We start from the raw sequence: 23,842 nt of genomic DNA on the forward strand, positions 1-23,842 counted from the left end.
GTGTGGGGGACCGCGGTCGGACCCGGCGACTGGCCCTCACCGCCGACAGCGCCGGTCACGTCTGCCTGACGAAGAGGACGGCGAGTCCGAGTGCGACGAGGAGGACGCCCCAGAACAGGTCGTCGCCGGGGAGGAACCCGAGGACGAGCGTCACGAGTCCCGACGAGAAGAGGGACCAACCGACCGTCGTTCGATAGGTCATACGGGACGAACGGTCCGGCGGTTGATAACGTCCGGGGTCGTCCAGCATCCCGAGGCGCACGTACGACGGACGAGGCTCCGCTTACTGCAGGGTCTGGGCCCCAGTCACGTCAGTAGGAACGTGTTACGACGCTTCCGAAGCGATTATACGCGCCCTCTGCAGAGGGCGGCACAGGATTCGACCGGGACGATGGACGAGAAAGTGACCGACGACAGAGACGCGTTCGTCAGGATGGCACGCGAGTTCCCGGTCCGGACGGGTCTCTTCACGTTCGGACTGCCACTGTTCGGAGTGTTCCAGCTAGTGAACGTCTTCCTCCACGGCGGGTCGCTCCCGGTCATCGCCGCGTTCGCACTGGTCCTGGTCGCCTACTCCGTCGCTCTCACCAGGTACCACGTCGCGGCGTATCGCCGCGACTACGTGACACGGCGCTGGCCGAAGACTGAGTGAGTTGTCCCGAGAGGGGACGGTCCCGTCGGACCCTGCCTACCGTGCCATCGCCCCGGCCGTCTCTCGCCGTCTGCCACGTGCGACGTAGGCGCTGTAGGCACCGAACAGGATGGCGAGGAGGCCGACGACGACGTCGTTCCAGACTGCGATGCCGGTCGCCGTCCCGGTCGCGCCCGCGTCGCCGCCCAGCACGAACGGGGCCAGCAGGAGCCACAGGCCGAGGAGTGCGGCGAGTCCGGCGGCACCGACGGTGCCGAGTCGCGCCTCCGACCGTCGCGTGTAGTTGTACCCGCCGGCGGCGAGCAACAGCACTCCCACGACGACGTCGTTCCAGAACTGCGCCGCCCCGGGGTCGAACCAGACCGCCTGGACGACCATCCAGATGCCCAGGAGCGCGATGACCGCGGATAGCCACCTCCCTCGGTCGCTGGCGGTCGTCTCGCGGTTCCCCGTCGTCTGTTCGCGGTCCCGCGTATCGGCGTCGTCCGCGTCACTCATGTCTCTCACCGGTGCGAGGTATGGCAGGTTCCGGTATCAGGATGACGCCTACTATTGCAAGCGAGACGCGGGAAAACAGGGGTTTCAGACTCTATAACGTTACACTTACCGCACGTTCGGATGGGTGGCGGCGTGCCTACCGGACCGCCACCCGGCCGTCACGGTCCGTCGACGAGCGACTCGACGTACTTCGTGACGTGGTCGTCCATCCGACGTTTGTAACCGGCCTGTCGTGCGAGCCGGTCGAGTTCGCGTGCGACGAGGCTCCCGTACTGGACGGCTTTCTTCTCCCGGTCGGCGACTGACGCGGGAAGCCACTCGCGGGCCGCCACCCGGAGCGCGCGCTTTCGGGTGCCGTCGTCGTCGACCAGCAACTGGCCGGGCAGGGGGAGCGCCGCCGCGACCACCGCGTCGTGCAACAGGGGCGCCACCGGTTCGACGCCCGCCGCACGGAGCGCCAGCACGTCGCGTTCGAGCTGCCCGGGGAGCGTGGCGACCTGTTCCCTGACCGCCCCCCGGACGGTGTCGGCCTCGACGCGGTCGTCGGTCGGCGCGTTCGCCACCTTGGCGTACCCGCCGAACAGTTCGTCGGCGCCCTGTCCGACGGCGAGTCGCCCGTAGCCGTCGGCGGCCGCACGCTCCGCGACGAGGTACAGCGGGAGGGCTATCTGGACGTCCATCGCGTTCGTGCGCCCGGTGGCCGAGGCGACGAGGGGGACGGCGCGCTCGACGTCGTCGTGGGTCAACTCGACGACGGTCAGGTCGACGTCCAGTTCGGCGGCGGCACTCCTCGCGGCCGCGACGTCGTGGCTGTCGGGGAAGCCGACGACGTAACACGGGCCGTCGACGAGTGCCGCGACCAGCGCGGAGTCGACGCCGCCGGAGAAGGCGACGGCGACGTCGCCGTCGCCCCGGGCGAGTGCGGCCGCACTCTCTCGAATCCCCTTCCGGACGGCGTCGACGGCGGTCGAGTCGTCGGCGTACTGGTCCGGGTCGGGAAGGGTCCACAGGTGGTCGTCGCCATCGGGGGTCCGGCGAACGCCCGCCGGGACGGGGTCGGGGTCGCCGAGCTGGGCGGGGTCGAACGCCCAGTCGTCGCCGTCGCGGTCGACGAAGAGCGGCTGGCGCCCGAGCACGTCGCGGACGAGGGCCCCGTCGATTTCGCCGGCGAACCCGGCGGTCCCGGGTAGCGGGTCGCGCTCCGCGACGGCCCGGCGGACGGTCGCCTCGGCGGCACCACGGAGCGTCACAGCAAGAAGTCCTGGATGCGGTTCGTCACGCGGCGCTTGGCACCGCCTGCGGCCTGTCGGAAGCTGATGCGCCACGGCGTCCGCTTGCCCTCGACCGTCGTCCGCCCCTCGCGGATGGCCGTGAGCACGCCCTCGACGGTCGGCTCCGTCGCGTTGACGCGCGTGACGGCCTGGCCGACCATCTCGCTGATGTGGGCGTCGCTCCCGGCCGTCATCGGTAGCCCGTGGTCACGGGCGAAGCGTTCTGCCTGCCGGTTCGACCGGCCGGTCAGCAGGCGGGAGTTGTACACCTCGATGGCGTCCGCGGTGGCGAGTTGCGTGTCGGTGATGTGTTCCATGACGCCGCTTCGGGACTCCTGGAACGGGTGGGGGACGACGGCGATGCCGCCGAGGTCCCGGATGTACTCGACGGTGTCGTCGAACGGGAGCCCGGCAGGGACGACCTCCTCGACCCCGAGGGCGAGTATGTGCCCGTCGGCGCTGGTCACCTCCATCCCGGGGATGCCCAGCAGGCCGTACTCGGGGGCCTTCGCTGCGGCGTCGAGACTGGCGTCGATCTCGTCGTGGTCGGTCACCGCCAGTGCGTCGAGGCCGACGGCCTGGGCCTGGGCCAGGAGTAACTCGACGGGGTCTCGGCCGTCGTAGGACAGTTCCGAGTGACAGTGCAACTCGACCGATAGCACGGCTTGGCGTACTAGCGGGAGGGCTAAAAGCGCCTCGGTACGGCCTCGGCGCCGGAACGGCACCCCTGCGCGGCCGGACGGACGAATGCACCCCAGGTACTCCCTCGCCGACGCGCTCGGTCGCGGCGTCGGCGAACTCGGTGCCACGGTCGCCATCCTCGTCGGCTGGTTCCTCCGGGGAGTGGCGTGGGTCGCCGAGGGTGTGACCGTCACGGGGAACGGCTGACGTGGGATGTACACGAACGTGCGCATGGAAACGCATAAACACGCTCATTTTCAACAGAAGGATGAATGAGCCTCGCCGACTCCGACCGCGAACTCGTGGTGGACGAACTCGGGCGCGACCCCACACCGGCGGAGGCCGCGCTCTTCGAGAACCTCTGGAGCGAACACTGCGCGTACCGCTCCTCGCGGCCCCTGCTCGGTGCGTTCGACTCGGAGGGCGACCAGGTCGTCGTCGGACCCGGCGACGACGCCGCCGTGGTCGCCCTGCCGGCCGCCGCCGGTGACGGGAACTCTGACACGTACATCACGCTCGGCATCGAGAGCCACAACCACCCCTCCTTCGTCGACCCGTTCGACGGGGCTGCCACCGGCGTCGGCGGCATCGTCCGCGACACGCTGTCGATGGGCGCGTATCCCATCGCGCTGGCGGACTCGCTGTACTTCGGCGACTTCGACCGGGAGCACTCGCGGTACCTCTTCGAGGGCGTCGTCGAGGGAATCAGCCACTACGGCAACTGCATCGGCGTCCCGACGGTCGCCGGGTCGGTCGACTTCCACCCGGACTACGTGGGGAACCCGCTCGTGAACGTCGCATGCGTCGGATTGCTCGACGAGGAGCGACTCGTCACCGCCGTCGCACAGGAACCGGGCAACAGACTCGTCCTCGTCGGCAACGCCACCGGCCGGGACGGCCTCGGCGGCGCCTCCTTCGCCAGCGAAGACCTCGGCGAGGACGCGGAGACCGAGGACCGACCCGCCGTGCAGGTCGGTGACCCCTACACCGAGAAACTGCTCATCGAGACCAACGAGGTCCTCGTCGAGGAAGGACTCGTCCAGTCCGCCCGCGACCTCGGGGCCGCCGGCCTCGGCGGTGCCTCCTCCGAACTCGTCGCCAAGGGCGGCCTCGGTGCCGACATCCAGCTCGACCGGGTCCACCAGCGGGAACCGGACATGAACGCGCTGGAGATCCTCCTCGCCGAGTCCCAGGAACGGATGTGCTACGAGGTCCGACCCGAAGACGTCGACCGGGTGCGCGAGGTCGCCGAGCGCTTCGACCTCGGATGCTCCGTCATCGGCGAGGTCACGGACGGGAACTACGTCTGCACGTTCGAGGGCGACGACGGCGAGCGCGAGACCGTCGTCGACGTCGCCGCCGAGTTCCTCGGCGAGGGCGCGCCGATGAACGACCTGCCGACGGCCGACCTGCCGACCCCCGAGACGGACCTGCCTGACGTGCCCCTCGACGCCGCGTTCGACGCCGTCGTCGGCAGTCCGACGACCGCCTCCAAGCGCTGGGTGTACCGGCAGTACGACCACGAGGTCGGCGTCAGGACGAGCGTCCGCCCCGGCGACGACGCGGCCATCGTGGCCGTCCGGGAGACGGAGCAGGGGCTGGCCATCTCCGCCGGGTCGGACCCCCTCTGGACCGAGTGCGACCCCTACGAGGGCGCCCGGGCCGTCGCGCTGGAGAACGCGACCAACCTGGCGGCCAAGGGGGCGACGCCCCTCGCCGCCGTCGACTGCCTGAACGGCGGCAACCCCGAGAAACCGGACGTCTACGCCGGCTTCTCCGGCATCGTCGACGGCCTGGCCGACATGTGTTCGGCCCTCTCGGTCCCCGTCGTCGGCGGCAACGTCTCGCTGTACAACGACTCCCCGTCCGGTCCCATCCCGCCGACGCCGACGCTGGCGATGGTCGGGACGACGGACGGCTACAGCGCCCCACCGATGCGGGCCACGCCGGAGGGGACCCTCCTGCTCGTCGGCGACCGGCACCTCGCCGACGGCGAGACACCGGCCGTGGGCGGGTCCGAGTACCTCGCCCGACACGGTGGCACCGACCGGTTCCCCGCCGTCCCGGACGACGCCGCAGCGTTCGTCGCGACCCTCGCCGAGGTGGCCGACGCCGACCACGTGCAGGCGACCCACGACGTGAGCCACGGCGGTCTCGCAGTCGCCCTGGCCGAACTGGTCCACGCCGGGGCGGGGCTGGAGGTGTCCCTCGACACGGCGGACCCGACCGGCGCCCTGTTCGCGGAGCAAGCCGGACGCGTCCTGATACAGACCACCGACGCGGACGCCGTCCGCGGTGCGTTCGACGGCGTCGCACCCGTCGTCGAACTCGGCGCCGGGACCGACGCCGGCGCGCTCGAAGTCGCCGTCGGCGACGAGCGCCTCCGGTACGACGCAGCGGACATCGCGGACCTGCGCTCGGTCATCGCCGACGCGATGGAGTGAGCGTCCGTTCACGGGCGCGGACCCGGAGAAGGGGGACCGTGGCCCCCGTCACCTATTTGTACGAGAGCTAACAACAGTCGAACGATGCCACCGCGAACGGGGGCCGGTGAGGCCGTGGCGGACCCGCCATCGGTCCTCCTCGTCGAGGACGACCCCGACCTGGCGGACCTGTACGCCACGTGGCTGAGTGACGCCTGTACGGTGACGACGGCGAGCGACGGGCGTCGAGCACTCGAGGCGATGGACGACTCCCTGGACGTCGTCCTGCTGGACCGGCGGATGCCCGGTCTCTCCGGCGACGAGGTGCTCTCGACCATCCGAACCCGCGGACTCGACGCCCGCGTCGCGATGGTCACCGCGGTCGAACCCGACTTCGACGTCGTCCAGATGGGCTTCGACGACTACCTCGTCGAGCCCGTCTCGGAGGACGACCTGCGCTCGACCGTCGACCAGTTGCTGCTCAGGTCGGCGTACGACGAACAGATACAGGGGCTCTTCGCACTCGCCTCGAAGAAGGCCCTGTTGACCTCCCAGCAGACCGAGGCCGACGTCCGGTCGTCGGAGACGTACGCCCGACTGGAGGACCAGTTGCACGTGATGCGCGCCCAGCTCGACGAGACCATGGCCGAACTGTCGACCCACGACGAGTACGGTCGCGTCTGCCAGGACCTCTCGCGGACGAACTGATATTCCGCCCGCGGTCAGGCCCGCACGACCTCGAACGTGACCATCCCGGTTATCGAGAACTGCGTCCCGCCGGCCTGGCCGGTCGACACGTCGACCGACCAGCCGTGGGCCTCGGCTATCTCGCGGGCGACGGCGAGACCGAGCCCCGACTTCTCGCCCCCGCTCGTCGTCGCCGGTTCGAAGACGCGGTCGAACTGCGTCTCCGGGATGGCCTCGGCGTCGTCGAGGATGTAGAACCCGGTGGGTCGACTGGTCGCGTCGTCCTCGACGAGGCCGATGCGAACGGTGGCACTGGCGTCGTCGGCGCGGGTCGTGACGTCGTTGAACACCGTCTCGAGCATGTGGACGAAGCGGTCGCGCTCGGCGCGGACGCGGGCCTCGAACTCCAGGTAGACGGTCATGTCCTCGGCGATGGAGGCGTCGAGGGCGTCCGAGAGCGCCCCCTCGAAGTCGACGGAGGAGCGCGACCCCATCGCCGTCTGGTCGCGGGCGAACTCCAGGACGTCGTCGACGAGTTCCTCGGCCCGGGTCAGCGTCTCGGTGACGTCGGCCGCCTCCTCGTCGCCCGTCTCGACCTCCGTCGCCACGCTGTCGAGGTGCTCCTGGAGGTCCTCCGAGAGGATGTCGGCGACTGCGCGGAGCCGTTCCGACTGTCGAGCGAGCGACTTGTTGCGGTCCTGGAGCATCTTCTCGCGGTCGGCACGGTCGAGGGCGGCCTCCGTGTTCGAGGCCAGCAGGGAGACGAGTTCGACGTCGGTGTCGTCGAAGCCGTCGACGACCGTCGACCCCGTCATCAGCACGCCGTGCGTCCCGATCGGGACGATGATCTCCGACCGGAGCGGCGAGTTCTCGTTGTAGCGATCCGCCTCCTGGTGGAGGTCGTCGAACACCGTCGGTTCGCCGTCGCGGTAGACGTCCCAGACGAGTCCCTCGCCCTCGTAGAACTGCGGGAGTCCACCGAGTTCGGAGTGTGCGCCCATCGTCGCGGCGGTCGGGTCGAGGACGCCGCGTTCGTCGTCCAGCAACCAGACGCCGGTGAGTGGCAGGTCGAGCAGTTCGCTCGCGGCGTGGACGGCGACAGAACAGATCTCGGCGGCGTCCTCCGCCTGGAACAGCCACCGGGTGACCTCGTGGAGCGAGTCGACGGTCCGTTCGTACTCGCGCTGTTCGGTCACGTCGCGGAGGACGCCGGCGACGCTCGCCTGGCCCTGCCCCAGCGGTACCATCCGCATCTCGCCGATGCGCTCGTCGCCCTCGGCGTCGACGAAGGTCAGTTCGAAGCGCTGGTGGGCCGTATCGCCGGCCTGTAGCTTCCCCATCGCCTCGCCGATGGCCATCGCGCCCTGCGAGTCGAGGGACGCGAGTTCCGGGAGGCGCCGGATGGGTTCCCCGACGACCGCCTCGCGGGTTGCACCGAGGGTCTCCTCGATGGCCTCGTTCACGCTGGCGATGCGGTTGTCGTCGTCGATGGTGAGCACGCCGTCGTGGACCGCCTCCACGACGCGGGCGTGCTGGGCGAGTTCGTTCTCCCGGCTCTTCCGGTCCGTGATGTCCCGCAGGTACACCGACAACCCGGTGTACGAGGGGTACGCCCGGGCCTCGAACCACGTGTCGAGTGGATGGTGATACACCTCGAAGGAGACGGGTTCCTGGGTCTCCATCGCCCGGTGAAAGCCCTCGGGGAACTGCGTCTCGACCGTCTCGGGGAACTCGTCCCACATCACCCGCCCCACCAGTCGGCGGCGCGAGCGCTTGAGCATGGACTCGGCGCGGTCGTTGATGTACGTGAATCGCCAGTCGGTGTCCAGCGCGAAGAAGGCGTCCTCGACCCGGTCGAGGATGGGGACCGAGAGGTCGGTCGCCCCGGTGCGGTCGGTCACGCGAGGACCACCGTCGGAGAGAGCGCGGGCAGCGACGGAGGTAGCGCGTGCATAGCTAGTCGACTGCCAGTGAGTACGGAATACCCATACTTACCTTTCGTGGCCAGTCCAGTCTTCCCCACCCCGACCGGAGGTACGACGTGGACACGTGGCCGTCCGTTTCCGTTGGGCGTCGACGTGCGACCGGCCGACGCCCGGGGCACTTCTCAGAAGAAGTCCCAGAGCAGCGGCTCCCGTGGCGGGAACAGCGCCGACAGCGTCCCGGCGCCGCCGTCGATGCGGCCGGTCCGCTGCAGGTGCGAGACGGGCCGATAGCCGACGACCAGCTGGGAGAGCGCGGCCACGTCGAGGGTCACGTCCGGGTCGGCGTCGGTCGGTCCGCAGGTCGCCCGACCGTCGGCGACGGCGAGTTCGAACCGGCCGTCGTTCCAGTCGGCCATCGGATCGGAGACGTCGAGGACGACCCGCGCCTCGTCCACGCCGGGGTACGGCACCGCCTCCAGCGCGTCGACCACGTCGACCACCCGGACCATCGGCCCCGTCTCGAGTTCGGCCTCCACGTCGTCGGGTGCGTCGGCGACGTCCAGCAGGAGCGGGTCCGCGTCCTCGTGGAGCGTGACGGAGCCGACCTGCGAGTCGTGGTCGTGACAGAAGTCCAGACACCGGAGGTACGCCTCGAAGTCCAGCGCACCGGACTCCCAGACCTGCAACTCCCGCCCGTCGTCGCCGTCTTCTACCTCGTAGACGATGTAGGCGCGGAGTTCGTCGCCGACGAACCAGCCGTAGACGAAGGGGTCGTCCTCCCAGCCCTCGAATCGCCGGTATCGCCACCAGTCCTCGTCGCGGTGGACCGCGAGGTCCGTGGCGGCGAACTCGGCGCGGTAGACGGCGTCGACGCGGTCCCAGTCGTCGGCGTCGAGGCGACGCCATCTACCCGCAGCGTCTTCCCGGTCCCCCGTCCGACGTTCCCCAGCCTCGTCCGCAGCCTCGGCGGCGAACGAGAGCGTCTCGGGCGAGCACGAGAGTCTCGTCCACCGGTTGCAGGTGTCCCAGCCGTACTGGCGGTAGAAGCCGTACTCGAACGGCCAGAGCGCACAGATGGGTGCGTCCCGGTCGCGGTACTCCTCCAGGGAGGCCGCGAGCATCCGTCGGACGTTGCCGCCGCGTCGGTGCTCCGGTGGCGACGCCACCGCCGACAGCCCCGGCATCTCGACCGTCTCGCCACGGAGGGTGGTCTCGAACCAGTAGTGCTGGCACACCGCGAGCGGTTCGTCGCCGTCGAACACCCCCCGTCGCGCCCCGAGTCGGTTCCGTTCGGAATCGTCCTCCTCGGGGTCGTACTCCAGCCCCTCGGGGCCCGCCTGGGGTCGGAAGGCGTAGGAGACGAACTCGTGGAACGTCGCCGCCTCGTCGTCCGTCAGCGGGCGATAGTCGACCATGGTACACCGGCCGACTCGCTGGACCAAGAACGTTGGCCCGGTGTGCCATCGAGTGACGTGGCCGGGGTCGCCAGAACGAACGTTTACCACCCCACACGGAGTTGAACGGTTATGAACGTCGTCGTTGTCGGTGGGGGAATCGTCGGACTGGCGAGCGCGTACTACCTCGCCGAACGGGGTATCGACGTGGTGGTCTGCGAGCGCGGGAGCATCGGGAGCGGGAGCACCGAGCGGTCTGCCGGGGGCATCCGGCACCAGTTCTCCACGCGGGTGAACGTCCAGCTCTCCCGGGAGAGCGTCCGGGTCTGGGAGTCGTTCGAGGAACAGTTCGGCGTCGACATCGAGTACCGCCGGGCGGGATACCTCTTCCTGGCCCGTGACGACGGGACGGCCGAGGGGTTCGAGGCGAACGTCGCGATGCAGCGAGGGGAGGGCGTCGACGCGCGCCTGCTCACGCCGACGGAGGCGAAGGCGGTCTGTCCGGAACTGCACGCCGACCGGTTCCTGTCGGCGACCTACTGCCCGGACGACGGGTTCGCCGACCCGCACCTCGCCCTGCAGGGGTTCTCGCAGGCGGCGGCCGAGGGTGGCGTCGACGTGCGGACCCACACCGGCGTCACCGCTATCCGACGGGACGAGGGAGCCGTCGTCGGCGTCGAGACGGACGACGGGCGACTCGACGCAGACTTCGTCGTGAACGCCGCCGGGCCGTGGGCCGGGCACGTCGCGGAGATGGCAGGCCTGGACCTGCCGGTCGCGCCCCGTCGCCGCCAGGTCGCCGTCGTGGACCCCGAGGTGCCGGTGCCCGACGAGATTCCGCTGACAATCGACCTCGACACTGGCTCGTACTTCCGACCGGAGCGGGAGGGGAGCGCCATCGTCGGTGGACACTTCGCCGAGACCGACCCCGACGTCGACCCGGACGACTTCTCCGGGCGCGCGGACATGGACTGGATGGTCGAGGCGGTCGAACGCGCCAGCGACTGTGCCGGCTACTTCGGACCGGAGACGCGCATCAAGCGTGGCTGGGCCGGACTGTACGCCGTGACGCCGGACCACCATCCCATCGTCGAGGAGACGGTTCCGGGCTTCGTGAACGCCATCGGGTTCTCGGGCCACGGCTTCCAGCACGCGCCGGCAGTCGGGCGAATCGTCTCCGAACTGGTCTGTGACGGGGCGGCGTCGCTCGTGGACGTCTCGCGACTTCGCAGCGACCGGTTCGAGGAGGGCGACCTCGTCGACGAGCAGAACGTGGCGTAGACGGGGTCAGGCCTCGTAGTCCCGTACGTACGCCTCGAACCGGTTCAGCGCCTCGCGGAGGTCGTCCAGCCCCGTCGCGTAGGAGACGCGCAGGTGGCCCGCCCCGCCGGGGCCGAAGGCGTCTCCGGGGACGAGCGCGACGCCCTGTTCCGTCAGCAGTGCCTCGGCGAACTTGTCGGCCGTCTGGTCGGTCGGAACCTCGGGGAAGACGTAGAACGCGCCTCTAGCGCGGAAGCAGTCGATGCCCATCTCGTCGAACCGGGAGAGGACGAACCGGCGCCGGCGGTCGTACTCGTCGACCATCTCCTCGACCTCGTCGTCACAGGAGCGAAGCGCCTCCAGTGCGGCGTGCTGTGCGGTCGTCGGGGCCGACAGCATCACGTACTGGTGGATGCGGTTCATCGCGGCGACGACCTCAGCGGGAGCCATCACGTAGCCCAGTCGCAGGCCGGTCATCGCGTACGCCTTCGAGAAGCCGTTGAACACGACGGTTCGCTCGCGCATCCCCGGCAGCGTCGCGATGGAGGTGTGGTCGTTCTCGTACTGGAGGTCGGCGTAAATCTCGTCCGAGACGACCGCGAGGTCGTGCTCCCGGCAGAACTCCGCGACGGGTTCGAGGTCCGCCTCGGTCATGACCGCCCCCGTCGGGTTGTTCGGATAGCACAGCATCAGCAGGTCGGCGTCGGCCGCGCCGGCGCGCTCCAGCGCCTCGTACGTGAGTTTGAACTCGTCGGCCTCGCGGGTGGGCACGCGGAGCGGTTCGCCGCCGGCGAAGGTGACGCCCGGCACGTAGGAGATGTACGCCGGTTCGACGACGGCGACGGTGTCGCCGGGGTCGACGAGCGCCCGGAGCGCCACGTCGACGCCCTCGCTCACGCCGGTCGTCACGAGCACCTCCTCGACGGGGTCGTACTGCTGGTCGTACCGACGTGCGACGTGCCGGGATATCTCCGCCCGGAGTTCTCGCATCCCCCGGTTCGCGGTGTAACTGGTCCGGCCGCGCTCCAGGGAGTCGATGGCGGCGTCGCGGGCGGCCCAGGGTGCGGAGAAGTCCGGTTCCCCGACGCCCAGCGAGATGACGTCGTCGCGCTCCTCGGCGAGTTCGAAGAACTTGCGGATGCCCGACGGTGGCACGCTTCGCACGCGCTCTGAGATATCGAGCCCCATGGTCAGGGTGACACCGAGAGTCTGTCGTCGTCGTCGCCGTCGTCGAGGACGACGCCACGGTCCTTGTACGTCGTCATGACGTAGTGGGTCACCGTCTGGGTAACCTCGGGTACGGGTGCGACCTTCTCGCTGATGAAGATGGAGACGTCGTGCATCGACTCGCCCTCGACCTCCATGAGGAAGTCGTAGTCGCCGCTGACGAGTCGGAGCGTCTTCACCTTCGGGAAACGTGCGAGGCGCTCTGCGATGTCGCGGTAACTGGTCTCGCGGTCGAGGGTCACGTTGAGTTCGACCGTCGCGCGGACGACCTCGCGGTCGGTCCTGTCCCAGTCGACGATGGCCTGGTAGCCCTTGATGACGCCGTCGGCCTCGAGTGCTGCGACCTCTGCGTCGACCTCCTCCTCGCTCAGGTCGGTCATACGTGCGAGGTCCGCCGTCGTGTGGCGGGCGTCGTCCAACAGCAGGTCGAGCAGGTCGTCCCGTGCCGTCATACTATGACGAGGCGGTGACTGGGCAAAAAGCGTTTCTTCCGCGTCTCCGTTCGCCGCGACCGACGCGTTCGACCCCTGCCCGGGTTCACGACCGGGGCGGACGGGGCCGGGTCAGTAGTTCTTGAACAGGTGCGCCCGGACGTCGTCCTTGGTCTGGACGTACTCCGTGGTGCCGTCCGGCATGTCGACCTCGTACCGGGCGTCTCCCTTCGACGCCTTCCGCCACTTGTCCTCGTGCGTGTCGAGCAGGTTCATCATGGCGCTCAGTCGGTCGTCGTCACTCCCCGAGGCCGACACGGTCGCGCCGCCACTGCTCGATACGACCGTCGTCCCGCCGCCGTCGGGGGCTCCGACGGACGTCGCCGCGACCTCGTCGTCGCCGGGCGTCTGCATCTCTGCCCCTCCGGCGGCGGCTGCTCCGATGGGCATCGCCGGGACCTGGTCGTCGGCCGCGTTCGTCCCGGTCACCTCGCCGTCGTCGGCTTCGGTGTCGGGTTCTTCGACTTCGTCGTCGGCTTCGACGGGCGTCTCCGGAACTTCGTCGTCGGCTTCGGTGTCGGGTTCTTCGACTTCGTCGTCGACCTCGATGGGCGTCCCAGTGCCTTCGTCGTCCACTTCGATCGACGTCTTCGTGACTTCGTCGTCGGCTTCGGCGGCGGGTTCTTCGAGTTCCTCGTCGACTTCGATGGGCGTCTCCGTGACTTCGTCGTCGGCTTCGGCGGCGGGTTCTTCGAGTTCCTCGTCGACTTCGACGGGCGTCTCCGCGACTTCGCCGGCTTCGACTGGCGTCTCCGCGACTTCGCTGGCTTCGACTGGCGTCTCCGCGACTTCGCTGGCTTCGACTGGCGTCTCCGCGACTTCGCCGTCGGCTTCGATAGGCGTCTCCGCGACTTCCTCCTCGTCGTCGGCCATCTGCGCCTCGGTCCCCCCGTCGTCCGTCGTCGTCGGAGCAGCGACGTCCACGTCGATGTCCAGTTTGTCGTCTTCGAAGTTGTCGATGAGGTACTGTAAGGCGTCTCGCTCTCTCACGTAGGCGTAGCGAAACTCGGCCTGCATCACGTCGCGCAGTTCCTCGACGAACGCCTTCTGGTCCCCCGAGACAGTCAGTTCTGGCATACGTCCATCATTGGTCCGCTGGGTAATAAACGTGGACGCCTCGGTCCACCAGGTGCGAGCAGGTCGTCCACGAGCGAAACCGACAAGCGACCGGGACGACGAGTGTCGGACATGGTTCGACTCGAATCCGACTCGGAGATGGAACGCGGCGACGTCGCTGCCGACTTCGACCTCCCCGGGACCGACGGCGAGACGTACTCGCTCTCCTCGTTCGCCGGGTACGAGGGACTGCTCGTCGTCTTCACCTGCAACCACTGCCCCTACGCGAAGGCGAAGTTCGACCTGCTGAACGAACTCGCCGACGAGTACGACGACGTCGCCGTCGTCGGCATCAACCCCAACGACGACGAGGAGTACCCCGACGACTCCTTCGAGGCGATGCGGGAGTACGTGGACGAGGGCAAGGTGCAGTACGACGCCTACCTGCGCGACGAGTCCCAGGACGTCGCCCGGGCGTACGGCGCCGTCTGCACTCCCGACCCGTTCCTGTTCCAGCGCGTCGACGACGAGTTCCGACTGGTGTACCAGGGCCGACTGGACGACGCGCTCAACCCCGAGGACGAACCGACGCGGTTCCAGATCCGCGAGGCCATCGACGCGATGCTCGCCGGCGAGGACGTCGACCTCGAGTGGAAGCCCTCGCAGGGCTGTTCCATCAAGTGGAAGTAGACCCGGGTCGACGACCGCCGCAGGCGCGACGGGTCACCCGGTCGGGTCCTCGGTCCGGTCCCTGAGTTCGGTCCGGCGGATCTTCCCGGTCACCGTCTTCGGGAGGTCCTCGACGAACGCTATCTCCCGGGGGTACTCGTGGGCCGACAGTTCGGTCCGCACGTGCTCTTTGATCTCCTCCGCGAGCTGGTCCGACGGCTCGTAGTCGTCGGTCAACACGACGTAGGCCTTCACGATGTTCCCACGCTCCGGGTGGGGCTTCGGGACGACGGCGGCCTCGGCGACGGCCGGGTGCTCGCCGAGGCTCGACTCGACCTCGAAGGGACCGATGCGGTAGCCCGACGAGAGGATGACGTCGTCGGCCCGGCCCTCGAACCAGAAGTAGCCGTCCTCGTCGACGTGGGCGAGGTCACCGGAGAGGTACCAGTCGTTCACGAAGCAGTCCTCCGTCTCCTCGGGCTTCTGCCAGTAGCCAGCGAAGAAGCAGGGGTAGTCGCCGCGCTGGGCGATCTCGCCGGTCTCGCCGGGGTCGAGTTCCTCGCCCGTCTCGGGGTCGACGACGGCGGCCTCGATGCCGGGCAGGGGCTTGCCCATGCTACCGGGCCGGACCGCCATCGTCGGGTAGTTGTTGATGATCATGTTGCCCGTCTCGGTCTGGCCGTAGGTGTCGTGGACGGTGACGCCCAGTCGGTCCTCGGCCCACTCCACGACGCCCCCTGAGAGCGGTTCGCCGATGGAGAGGGCGTGACGAAGGTCGAGCGACACGTCGTCGAGCACCTCCTCGTTGGCCCGGAGCATCCGGTAGGCCGTCGGCACCGAGAACAGCACCGAGATGGGGTACTCGTCGAGCAGGTCCGCCCACGTCGCGGGGTCGAACTCCCCCTCGTAGGTGAACAGGCTCGCCCCCCAGAACCACGCCCCGAGCGTGTTGATGGGGCCGGTGAGCCAGCCGAGGTCGGCGGTCGACCAGTAGAGGTCGCCCGGCTGGAGGTCGACGGCGTAGCGCTGGGTGGCGGCGACGCCGGCGACCCACCGGTGCTTGTGCTGGACGCCCTTCGCCAGCCCCGTCGTCCCGCTGGTGTAGTAGAGCAGGGCGTCGTCCTCGCCACTGGTCTCGACGGCGTCGAACTCACGGCTGGCCTCTTCGACGGCCGCCCGGAAGCTGATGTCCCCCTGCCGGAGTCCCCGGCCGTCCGACGAGAGCACGACGACGTGCTCGACCGACGGCACGTCCTCGACGGCGCTGGCGACCGTCTCGCGGTTGTCCGCCGTCGTGACGACGACCTTCGCGTCGCAGTCGTCGAGGCGGTAGGCGATGCCGTCGGGGCCGAAGCGCTCGTTGACGCTCCCCCAGACTGCGCCGGCTTTCAGCGTCCCGACGAGTGCGACGTAGTGCTCCGGGACCCTTGGCATGTAGGAGAACACGCGGTCGCCCTGGTCGACGAGGTCGGCGACGACGTTGGCGAACCGGTTCGACCGGTCGCGCAGTTCCCAGAACGGGACCGTCTCCGTCTCGCCGTCCGTCCCGACGTAGTAGAGCGCGACCCGGGAACGGTCGTCCGCGTGCCGGTCACACACCTCGTGGCCGATGTTCAACCGACCGGGGGCGTCCCAGTCCGCCTCGGCGTAGACGTCGTCCCACGAGAATTCCTGGCACAGTGCGTCGTAGTCGACGAGGTTGTGGTTGGCCGATGGCATACCGTACACTTCATTGGGCAGGAGTATGACGTTTGCCGTGATATACCACACCAGTGGTGGTCCGGGACCCTCGGCAGAACCCGACGTGTTCGCCGGCCAGTACGGCGGTTCTGGGCTCGGAATGCACGTCGGACGTGGCCTCGGTAGACGGTCCGACGAAGTGACAACCGACGGCTTCGACGTGACAGGTCGGCGTCCTCTCGCGGGGCGTTCGGTCCGGTCAGACCGCCCGCCGGTACTGGATGGGCCACTCCACCGCGTCCTCGCGGCCGAGTTCCCTTGCGGCGTGGAGCGTGAAGTACGGGTCGCGGAGGTGCTCGCGCCCGATTATCGCCAGGTCTGCGCGGTCGTTCCGTATCAGTTCGTCGGCTTGCTCCGGGGCGGTGATGCCCCCGACGGCACCGACCCGTGCGGCGCTCCCCTCGTTGACCCGCTCGGCGAACGGGACCTGGTAGCCGGGTCCCGGGTTCCGGATCTGCTGGTCGGGGTGGAGTCCGCCCGCCGACACGTCGACGAGGTCGACGCCGAGGTCGTGGAGGTCGCCTGCGAGTCTGACGGTGTCGTCGACGGTCCAGGAGTCCCGGTCGGGGAGCCAGTCGGTCGCGGACACGCGGACGAACACCGGCTTGTCGTCGGGCCAGGTCTCCCGCACGGCGGCGGTGACCTCGCGGACGACCCGGCTCCGGGACTCGAAGTCGCCGCCGTACCTGTCCTCGCGGCGGTTCGTCACCGGGGAGAGGAACTCGTGGAGCAGGTAGCCGTGGGCGGCGTGGACCTCGGCGATCTCGAACCCAGCCTCCAGCGCGTACGCCGCGGCCGACTGGAAGTCGCCGGCCAGCGCCTCGACCGCCGCCGTCGACATCGTCTCCACGGGTTTCTCGTCGTCGTAGGGGTAGGCCTCGGCCGAGGGTGAGGGTGCGACCCAGCCGTCGTCGTCGGGAGAGACGGACGTCGACCCGTCCCACGGCGGGGTCTTCGACCCCTTGTGCCCGGCGTGAGCGAGTTGCACCGCCGGAACAGACCCCTGCTCGGCGACGAAGTCGGCGATGGGCGCGAGCGCGTCGGCGTGGCTCTCGCTCCACAGGCCGAGGTCCTGCGGAGAGATGCGACCCGTCGGGGAGACGGCCGTCGCCTCCGTCATCACGATGCCCGCCCCGCCGACGGCCCGACTCCCGAGGTGTTGCTGGTGCCAGTCCGTCGCCAGCCCGTCGGTGTCACAGGAGTACTGGCACATCGGCGAGACCATCACCCGGTTCGGTACGGTCGTCCCCCGCAGCTCCAGCGAGGCGAAGAGGTCGCTCATCGACGGTCGTAGACGGTCGCGGGGCCTAATCCCACCGGATGGCGTCGGCCTTGCCGGTTCGGAAGAGCCGGACTTATCGCGTTCGGGACAGAACGAGGACCCATGAACCTGCGAGCGACCTTCGACACCGACGCACCGGTGGTCGGGATGGTTCACCTCCCGCCGCTTCCCGGTGCCCCACGGTTCGACGGCGACCGGTCGGCCATCGGAGAGCGGATTCAAGCCGACGCCAGCGCGCTCGAAGCCGGCGGCGTCGACGGCATCGTGGTCGAGAACTTCGGCGACGCACCGTTCTACCCCCAGGACGTGCCGAAGCACGTCGTCGCGGACATGGCAGTCTACGGCCGCGAACTCGTCGAATCGGCGTCGGTGCCGGTCGGCGTCAACGTCCTCCGGAACGACGCGGTTGCAGCGCTCTCGGTCGCCGCCGCCACGGGGGCCGACTTCGTCCGCGTGAACGTCCACACCGGCGCGACGGTCACCGACCAGGGGCTCCTCCAGGGCAACGCCCACGAGACGATGCGCCTGCGCGACCGCCTCGACGCCGACGTGGCGGTACTCGCAGACGTCGGCGTCAAGCACGCCGCACCGCTGGCCGAGCGGCCACTCCGCGAGGAGGTGGGCGACGCCGTCGAGCGCGGCCTCGCGGATGGAATCGTCGTTTCGGGCGCGGGGACGGGCGACCCGACCGACCGGAGCGTCCTCGAGGAGGCCCGCGAGGCCATCGAGTCGGTCGCGCCGGACACGCCCCTGTTCGTCGGGAGCGGCGTCACCCGGGAGACGGTCGCCGAGACGCTCACGGTCGCCGACGGCGTCATCGTCGGGACCGACCTGAAGACGGACGGTCGGACGACGAATCCAGTGGACGAAGAGCGGGTCCGGGCGGTCGTCGAGGCGGCGCGGGAGTAACCGACGCGGCTACTCGACGACGTCGTCGACCGGTGCGTCGCGGTCGCCGAACTCGCCGATACCCGGGCCCGCCGCGACGGGAACGACGGTCGAGATCCGGGCGTTCTCCTTTATCTCGATGCCCGCACCGCCGACAGTCAGCGGGATCAGGGGCAGGTGGCCGCCAACCGTCACCGTCGGGTGAGAGGCACCGCGGGCCAGCAGTTTGTTCCGTGGCTGGAGGAGGAGTCGCGCGTGCTCGTCGCCCGTGAGCAACTCGTTGTACTGGGCGACGTACGTCCCCGCGTCCAGGTGCCACCACTGGTACTCGTCGTCGGGGTGCCGTCGCGTCAGTTCGTGGGGTTCGAGGTCCGCCTCGGCGAGTTCCCCGCCGCCGAAGTCGATGCGACCCGGTTCGGCGACCTCGTGGATCGCGCCGACGGTCAGGTCGATGCCGTGCTCGCGGACCTGCGTCTCCGGGTGGACGAGGTTGTCCACGCGGTCGAGTACCTCCTGCATGCCCGGGGGTTGCACCCCCACCGTGAAAAAATCAGCCACGGTCCGGCGTGGCGTCGAACCGGCGGGACCGTCCCGGGCGATGGGCGACGAATTGAAGCCTGCACGCCGACAGCTTCGACCATGACGGACGAGTACGACGTGGTCGTCGTCGGCGTCGGCGGCATGGGCAGTGCGGCCTGCGCACACCTCGCCGCCCGCGACGTCGACGTCCTCGGCGTCGAACGGTTCGACGTACCACACGCCAACGGCTCCTCTCACGGGTCGACGCGCATCATCCGGAAGGCGTACCACGAACACCCCGACTACGTCCCGCTGGTCGAGCGCGCGTACGAGAACTGGCGCGACCTCGAGGCCCACTCCGGCCGGGACCTGCTGCACGTCACCGGGTCGGTCTGTGCCGGCCCGCAGGACGGCGACCTCGTCGCCGGCGCGCGGGAGGCCTGTGAGACCCACGGCCTCGACTACGAGGACCTGACCGCGGCCGAACTGAACGGCCGGTTCCCGGGCTACGAGATTCCCGACGGCTACGACGCGCTCTACCAGCCGGAGGGTGGCTTCCTCGACTGCGAACGGGCCGTCGTCGCCCACGTCGAGCGCGCCCAGGACGAGGGTGGCACGGTTCACGCGCGAGAGACCGTCACCGACTGGTCGGCCGACGAGTCGGGCGTCGTCGTCGAGACCGACCGCGGTTCGTACGCCGCAGACAGTCTCGTCCTCGCGGCGGGCGCGTGGACCGCCCACCTGCTGCCCGACCTCGCGGGCACCGTCGTCCCGGAACGGCAGGTGCTCGGCTGGTTCCAGCCGCCCGACCCGACCGACTTCACGCCGGAGCGGTTCCCCGTGTTCGTGACCGAGACGGACGAGGGAACCGAGTACTACGGCTTCCCGCGGTACGACCGCCCCGGCGTGAAGGTCGGCGTCTACCACCACCTCCACGAGTCCGTCGACCCCGACGACGTGGCCGCCCCCACCCGTCGCGACGAGCAGGAACTCCGGTCGGTCCTGACCGACCACTTCCCCGCCGCCGACGGCCCGACGATGGGACTCTCGACCTGTCTGTTCACGAACTCGCCGGACATGGACTTCGTCGTCGACACGCTCCCCGGGCACGAGAACGTCGTCGTCGCGGCCGGGTTCTCCGGCCACGGCTTCAAGTTCGCCAGCGCCGTCGGCGAGGCACTCGCCGACCTGGCACTCGACGGCGAGTCCGACCTGCCCATCGACGGGTTCGCGGTCGACCGGCCAGCGGTTCGGGACGCCTGAGTCGACGTCGACGCCGCCACCGTCCTCGTTCGCCCCGCCGGGAGCGGTCGGGCGTTCGACCCCCTTCGATGGGATGGGTCCGGACTCCGCTCCAGCGACTCGCGCACTCCCCGGAAACGCTTACGTGTGAGTCGGACGGACCCCGAGTATGGACCTGCTCCCCGAGCAGACGGCCCGGTTCGTGAGCGCGACGGCACCCGAGGCGGACGACCTCGCCGTCGAGATGGACGAGTACGCACGCACGCACGGGTTCCCCCACGTGGGTCCGGAGGTCGGCGGCCTCCTGCGACTGCTCGCTCGCATGGTCGACGCCGAACGTATCTTCGAGTTCGGCTCCGGCTTCGGCTACTCGGCCTACTGGTGGGCACAGGCGCTCCCCGAGGACGGCGAGATCGTGCTCACCGAGTTCGACGCCGACGAACTCGACCTGGCCCGGGACTTCCTCGCCCGCGGTGGGTTCGACGACGTCGCCCGGTACGAACACGGGGACGCCCTCGACGCCATCGAGCACTACGAGGGCCCGTTCGACTGCGTCCTCGTCGACCACCAGAAGCACCGCTACCGGGAGGCGTTCCAGGCGGTCCGCGAGAAGGTCGCCCCCGGCGGCGTCGTGGTGGCGGACAACGCGATGACCGCCGGCCCCATCGAGTTCGAGAAACTGCTCGCCATCGTCGAGGGCGACGACCCGGGCGAGGTGAACGAGAACACGCAGGGCATCGCGGACTACCTCGACGCGGTCCGGTCCGACCCCGACTTCGAGACGGTCGTCCTGCCCGTCGGCGAGGGAATCTCGGTCAGCTATCGGGACGGGTAGCGACGGGCCGACCCCGTCTCCACGGCACGGCTCACTTCGTTCGCCGTTCCAGTGAGAGGGCCGCTTCGCTCCCCGCTCGCACACTGGAGGTTCCTCGCTTCGCTCGGAACCTCCCTACTCCTCGAACCGGAACGTCCCGTCGCGCTGGACGACCTCGCCGTCGACCTCGATGTACGAATCCTCGCTCATGTCGACGATCATGTCCTGGTGGACGACCGACTCGTTCTGCTCGTTGTCCTCGCCGACGGTCTCGTCGTAGGCGCGGCCCAGCGCCATGTGGACGGTGTCGCCCATCTTCTCGTCGAACAGCATGTTGTACGTGAACTGGTCGATGTCGCGGTTCATCCCGATTCCCAGTTCGCCCAGACGACGCGCGCCCTCGTCGGTATCGAGGACCGCGGTCAGGACCTCCTCGTTCTTCTCGGCGCTGTGTTCGACGACCGCACCGCCCTCGAAGACGAGGTGGACGCCGGTGACCTCGCGTCCCTGCGCCATCAGCGGCTTGTCGAACAGCACCTCGCCCTCGACCGAGTCGGGGACCGGTGCGGTGAACACCTCGCCACCGGGCATGTTGTGCTCGGCGGTGTCGTTGATGGTGACGTTCCCCTTCACCGACATCGTGACGTCGGTGGTCTCGCCGGAGACGATGTGGACCTCGTCGGCGCCGTCGAGTATCTCGACCATCTGCTCCTGGAACTCGCCCTGCTCGTCCCAGTCCTTGTTGATGGCACCCCAGACGAAGTCCTCGTACGCCGGCGTCGACATCTCGGCCTTCTGTGCGTCGCCCTGCGACGGGTACTGCGTGACGACCCACTTCGAGTCCATGTACGCCTCCTGGACGGGCTTCATGTGCTGGCTCCGTGCCTGGTTCTTCTCCGGCGGCACGTCGCTCGACTCGTACATGTTCTCGGACCCGCGGATGGAGATGAACGCGTCCGTCTCCTCGGCCATCGCCAGGATGTGTTCGGGCGTATCGAAGCCGTCGGGGTCGGACGCGAGCATGTACGCGCTCTGGACGCGGGGGGCACGGATGCGCGTCGATGGATGAGCACCCCGTTCACCGAGCAGTTCCGCGATGGCGACGAGCAGGTCCTCGGCGTCGGCCGGCCCCGAGACGATGACGTTGTCTCCCGGTTCGATGTCGGTGCAGTCCTCGACGAGAATCTCCGCGTGTCGACGTACGCGTTCGTCCATGACCCGAGTATCAGGACAACACGTTGATATTCGTTTCGAAACACCCCGCCGCCGTCTTCGGGCGACGACCGACGGGCTACCGCCGACTCCCGGGTTGCGGGTCGACGTGGGGTTTCGCCATCAGGTCGTCGAACGGTCTGTCGTCGATCCACTCCAGTAGCTGCACCAGCTGGTCGGTCGCGGCCTCGAACAACTGCTCGCCCTTCTCGGCCGTCGCGTCGGTCTGGTCGCCGAAGACCCCGTTCTCGGAGTTGTCGATGGAGTCGTAGAAGTTCCGTGCGCCGTGGACGGTCGGGGTACCGTCTTCGAGGTGGACGCAACCGCCGTCCCGGGCGTCCTCGAGGCGGTCCTCGCGGACGTGCTCCGGGTCCAGGTAGAGCATCATCGCGGTCTCCTTCGGGCCGCCGTGGGGGCCGTTGTGCTCGAACAGGTCGTCGACGAGGTCCGGGATGGACTCGTCCCACATCCACTCGACGGCGAAGGCCTCGCGGTCGGCACGGAGGCGTCGGCCGACCTCGCGGAGGTGTTGCATGTTCCCCCCGTGGGCGTTGACGTAGACGATGCGGTCGATGCCGTGGTAGGTGAGGTTCCGCGAGATGCTCTCGACGTAGTCGCGGAACGCGGGCGGGTCGGTCCACATCGTGCCGTGGAACTGCTTGTGGTGGACGCTGACGCCGATGTCGATGGTCGGCGTACAGAGGTAGCCCGTCCGTTCGGCGGCGGTCCGTGCGAGTCCTTCGGCAATCGTGTGGTCCGTGCTGAGGGGGAGGTGTGGGCCGTGCTGTTCGGTCGACCCGAGAGGGACGACGGCGAGCGACTCCTCTGCGACGTACGGTCCGAGGTCCGGCCAGGTCTGGTCGGCGAGGTACATACCGTCGTGTCGGCCGACGCCGGGAAAGCGCTTGTGCCCTACGGCGCGGCGAGTCGTCGCTGGCGCGACCAGAGGTAGAGTCCCGCGACGACGACGTTCAGGTACGGCACCGCGACCAGGAGGTACGCGGCCGACGGCCGCGTGCCCGTCTCGTGACCGACGTAGCGCCGGTCGAAGTAGAGGGCGAACGGCGAGAGCGTCGGGGTCAGCACGATGGCGAGTTCGAGCAGGCCGTACGCGTCGCCGACCCACGGTATCGACCCCGTCGCGACGGCCATGGGGTCCGTCCACACCGCGAGAGCGCTCCCAACCAGCGTCAGCAGTGCGGGGAGCAACACGCCCACCCACCAGCGGTCGCTCGGGGGTGCTGGCTCGAACGGGTCCGACCCGGACCCCGTCGCGCGACGCGAGCGCTGGCGCGCTCGCAGGCGCTTCTCCGGGTCCCGACCGGCGTCTTGATGCGGTCGGGCGTCGGTATCGCCCGGCACGCGTCCGGGGCCAGTGCTGCCGTCCTCGCCACGGCTTCGGGTCGGGTCGCGTTCGTACTGCACCTCGCCACCGCCGGCGTGGGTGGTCCGGCGGCGTCGGCCGTCGGACGGCGGTTCGCCGTCGCGAGGCGGCCGAGCCCCCGGCGACCACCCGTGGCTGTCGTCCCACCGTCCCGGGCCACCGGCACGGTCCCCGGGGCCGTCGTGGGAACCGAGTCCCGTCGCGGCCCGTCCATCGTCCGTCGCGGCGTCCGGTTGGGGCGTCCCGCAGTCGGTACACCGGACGGCCTGGGTGACGAGCACCGCCCCGCACTCCGGACACCGTTTCTGCCACGACTCGAGGTCGGCGTCCGCGTCGGCCGAACGGTCCCCTGCCTCCCGGCCCGGGTCGCCGCCGTCGTCGCCGCCGCCCTCCCTGAGGGCCGCACCACAGACCGCGCAGAAGCGGTCCTCGTCCCCCACCGCTGCCCCACACGACGGACAGGCAGCGGCGTCGGACCCACCGTCTGTACTCATTCAGTTCTGACACGTTCGACCCAGGGGGGCAAA

Annotated in this window: 24 protein-coding genes; 9 read left to right on the forward strand and 15 right to left on the reverse strand. The window is 69.4% G+C overall.

Annotated features, from left to right (window positions below; translation table 11 throughout):
* Window positions 1–55: 55 nt before the first annotated feature.
* Window positions 56–202: a hypothetical protein gene (locus ACSC1W_RS04320; RefSeq protein ID WP_435345632.1), complete on the reverse strand. Its 147-nt coding sequence runs from the start codon at window positions 200–202 to the stop codon at window positions 56–58.
* A gap of 201 nt (window positions 203–403) precedes the next feature.
* On the opposite strand from ACSC1W_RS04320, the gene ACSC1W_RS04325 reads away from it, so the two are divergent.
* Complete coding sequence (locus ACSC1W_RS04325) at window positions 404–652, forward strand: hypothetical protein (protein WP_435345633.1); 249 nt, start codon at window positions 404–406, stop codon at window positions 650–652.
* Between the two features lie 36 nt (window positions 653–688).
* Here the strand turns inward: ACSC1W_RS04325 and ACSC1W_RS04330 are convergent, their stop codons facing one another.
* The 3 genes from ACSC1W_RS04330 to ACSC1W_RS04340 all read right to left on the reverse strand — a co-directional run bounded on the left by ACSC1W_RS04330 (window position 689) and on the right by ACSC1W_RS04340 (window position 3,083).
* Window positions 689–1,150 carry an SPW repeat domain-containing protein gene (locus ACSC1W_RS04330; RefSeq protein ID WP_435345634.1) on the reverse strand — a complete coding sequence of 154 codons (462 nt, stop codon included), beginning with the start codon at window positions 1,148–1,150 and terminating at the stop codon, window positions 689–691.
* Between the two features lie 158 nt (window positions 1,151–1,308).
* Entirely contained in the window at window positions 1,309–2,400 is a 1,092-nt protein-coding gene (locus ACSC1W_RS04335; RefSeq protein WP_435345635.1) for an asparagine synthase C-terminal domain-containing protein, read from the reverse strand.
* Window positions 2,397–3,083, reverse strand: a complete 687-nt coding sequence (locus ACSC1W_RS04340; RefSeq protein ID WP_435345636.1) for a PHP domain-containing protein — start codon at window positions 3,081–3,083, stop codon at window positions 2,397–2,399. The genes ACSC1W_RS04335 and ACSC1W_RS04340 overlap by 4 nt, the downstream gene beginning before the upstream one ends.
* A gap of 85 nt (window positions 3,084–3,168) precedes the next feature.
* Here ACSC1W_RS04340 and ACSC1W_RS04345 point away from each other — a divergent pair, with 85 nt between their 5' ends.
* The 3 genes from ACSC1W_RS04345 to ACSC1W_RS04355 all read left to right on the forward strand — a co-directional run bounded on the left by ACSC1W_RS04345 (window position 3,169) and on the right by ACSC1W_RS04355 (window position 6,233).
* On the forward strand, window positions 3,169–3,309 hold the full coding sequence (locus ACSC1W_RS04345) for a hypothetical protein (RefSeq protein ID WP_435345637.1): 141 nt from the start codon (window positions 3,169–3,171) through the stop codon (window positions 3,307–3,309).
* A gap of 65 nt (window positions 3,310–3,374) precedes the next feature.
* Window positions 3,375–5,546: a phosphoribosylformylglycinamidine synthase subunit PurL gene (purL, locus tag ACSC1W_RS04350; RefSeq protein WP_435345638.1), complete on the forward strand. Its 2,172-nt coding sequence runs from the start codon at window positions 3,375–3,377 to the stop codon at window positions 5,544–5,546.
* A gap of 84 nt (window positions 5,547–5,630) precedes the next feature.
* Entirely contained in the window at window positions 5,631–6,233 is a 603-nt protein-coding gene (locus ACSC1W_RS04355) for a HalX domain-containing protein (RefSeq protein WP_435345639.1), read from the forward strand.
* A 14-nt stretch (window positions 6,234–6,247) separates the two neighbouring features.
* Here ACSC1W_RS04355 and ACSC1W_RS04360 read toward each other — a convergent pair whose 3' ends face one another.
* Together ACSC1W_RS04360 and ACSC1W_RS04365 are read right to left on the reverse strand one after the other, a co-directional pair.
* Window positions 6,248–8,113 (reverse strand): PAS domain-containing sensor histidine kinase, encoded by a 1,866-nt coding sequence (locus ACSC1W_RS04360; protein ID WP_435345640.1) that lies wholly within the window; start codon window positions 8,111–8,113, stop codon window positions 6,248–6,250.
* A 206-nt stretch (window positions 8,114–8,319) separates the two neighbouring features.
* Window positions 8,320–9,552 carry a GNAT family N-acetyltransferase gene (locus ACSC1W_RS04365; protein ID WP_435345641.1) on the reverse strand — a complete coding sequence of 411 codons (1,233 nt, stop codon included), beginning with the start codon at window positions 9,550–9,552 and terminating at the stop codon, window positions 8,320–8,322.
* 111 nt (window positions 9,553–9,663) lie between these two features.
* Between ACSC1W_RS04365 and ACSC1W_RS04370 the strand changes: the two genes are divergently transcribed.
* Window positions 9,664–10,812, forward strand: a complete 1,149-nt coding sequence (locus ACSC1W_RS04370) for an NAD(P)/FAD-dependent oxidoreductase (protein WP_435345642.1) — start codon at window positions 9,664–9,666, stop codon at window positions 10,810–10,812.
* A gap of 6 nt (window positions 10,813–10,818) precedes the next feature.
* On the opposite strand, the gene ACSC1W_RS04375 is transcribed toward ACSC1W_RS04370, so the two are convergent.
* From ACSC1W_RS04375 to ACSC1W_RS04385, 3 genes are all read right to left on the reverse strand, one after another.
* Window positions 10,819–11,979 carry a pyridoxal phosphate-dependent aminotransferase gene (locus tag ACSC1W_RS04375; RefSeq protein ID WP_435345643.1) on the reverse strand — a complete coding sequence of 387 codons (1,161 nt, stop codon included), beginning with the start codon at window positions 11,977–11,979 and terminating at the stop codon, window positions 10,819–10,821.
* A gap of 2 nt (window positions 11,980–11,981) precedes the next feature.
* Complete coding sequence (locus tag ACSC1W_RS04380) at window positions 11,982–12,470, reverse strand: Lrp/AsnC family transcriptional regulator (RefSeq protein ID WP_435345644.1); 489 nt, start codon at window positions 12,468–12,470, stop codon at window positions 11,982–11,984.
* A gap of 111 nt (window positions 12,471–12,581) precedes the next feature.
* Complete coding sequence (locus ACSC1W_RS04385) at window positions 12,582–13,586, reverse strand: hypothetical protein (protein WP_435345645.1); 1,005 nt, start codon at window positions 13,584–13,586, stop codon at window positions 12,582–12,584.
* A gap of 111 nt (window positions 13,587–13,697) precedes the next feature.
* On the opposite strand from ACSC1W_RS04385, the gene ACSC1W_RS04390 reads away from it, so the two are divergent.
* Entirely contained in the window at window positions 13,698–14,255 is a 558-nt protein-coding gene (locus tag ACSC1W_RS04390) for a thioredoxin family protein (protein ID WP_435345646.1), read from the forward strand.
* A gap of 33 nt (window positions 14,256–14,288) precedes the next feature.
* On the opposite strand, the gene ACSC1W_RS04395 is transcribed toward ACSC1W_RS04390, so the two are convergent.
* A complete protein-coding gene (locus tag ACSC1W_RS04395; RefSeq protein ID WP_435345647.1) occupies window positions 14,289–15,953 on the reverse strand; it encodes an acetate--CoA ligase in 1,665 nt (554 codons plus the stop codon).
* 220 nt (window positions 15,954–16,173) lie between these two features.
* Entirely contained in the window at window positions 16,174–17,256 is a 1,083-nt protein-coding gene (locus ACSC1W_RS04400; protein ID WP_435345648.1) for an NADH:flavin oxidoreductase/NADH oxidase, read from the reverse strand.
* A gap of 102 nt (window positions 17,257–17,358) precedes the next feature.
* On the opposite strand from ACSC1W_RS04400, the gene ACSC1W_RS04405 reads away from it, so the two are divergent.
* Window positions 17,359–18,165: a BtpA/SgcQ family protein gene (locus ACSC1W_RS04405; protein WP_435345649.1), complete on the forward strand. Its 807-nt coding sequence runs from the start codon at window positions 17,359–17,361 to the stop codon at window positions 18,163–18,165.
* A gap of 9 nt (window positions 18,166–18,174) precedes the next feature.
* On the opposite strand, the gene ACSC1W_RS04410 is transcribed toward ACSC1W_RS04405, so the two are convergent.
* Window positions 18,175–18,663, reverse strand: a complete 489-nt coding sequence (locus tag ACSC1W_RS04410) for a dCTP deaminase/dUTPase family protein (protein WP_435345650.1) — start codon at window positions 18,661–18,663, stop codon at window positions 18,175–18,177.
* 120 nt (window positions 18,664–18,783) lie between these two features.
* Between ACSC1W_RS04410 and solA the strand changes: the two genes are divergently transcribed.
* Both solA and ACSC1W_RS04420 read left to right on the forward strand, forming a co-directional pair.
* Window positions 18,784–19,926 (forward strand): N-methyl-L-tryptophan oxidase, encoded by a 1,143-nt coding sequence (solA, locus tag ACSC1W_RS04415; RefSeq protein ID WP_435345651.1) that lies wholly within the window; start codon window positions 18,784–18,786, stop codon window positions 19,924–19,926.
* 148 nt (window positions 19,927–20,074) lie between these two features.
* Entirely contained in the window at window positions 20,075–20,740 is a 666-nt protein-coding gene (locus ACSC1W_RS04420) for an O-methyltransferase (RefSeq protein WP_435345652.1), read from the forward strand.
* Window positions 20,741–20,854: 114 nt separating this feature from the next.
* Here the strand turns inward: ACSC1W_RS04420 and ACSC1W_RS04425 are convergent, their stop codons facing one another.
* From ACSC1W_RS04425 to ACSC1W_RS04435, 3 genes are all read right to left on the reverse strand, one after another.
* Complete coding sequence (locus tag ACSC1W_RS04425) at window positions 20,855–21,934, reverse strand: aminopeptidase (protein ID WP_435345653.1); 1,080 nt, start codon at window positions 21,932–21,934, stop codon at window positions 20,855–20,857.
* A 76-nt stretch (window positions 21,935–22,010) separates the two neighbouring features.
* Window positions 22,011–22,805, reverse strand: a complete 795-nt coding sequence (locus ACSC1W_RS04430) for a creatininase family protein (protein ID WP_435345654.1) — start codon at window positions 22,803–22,805, stop codon at window positions 22,011–22,013.
* Window positions 22,806–22,843: 38 nt separating this feature from the next.
* Complete coding sequence (locus ACSC1W_RS04435; protein WP_435345655.1) at window positions 22,844–23,809, reverse strand: zinc-ribbon domain-containing protein; 966 nt, start codon at window positions 23,807–23,809, stop codon at window positions 22,844–22,846.
* Window positions 23,810–23,842: the final 33 nt, after the last annotated feature.

It is taken from the genome of Haloarchaeobius marinus, assembly GCF_051207415.1.
GTDB lineage: Archaea > Halobacteriota > Halobacteria > Halobacteriales > Natrialbaceae > Haloarchaeobius.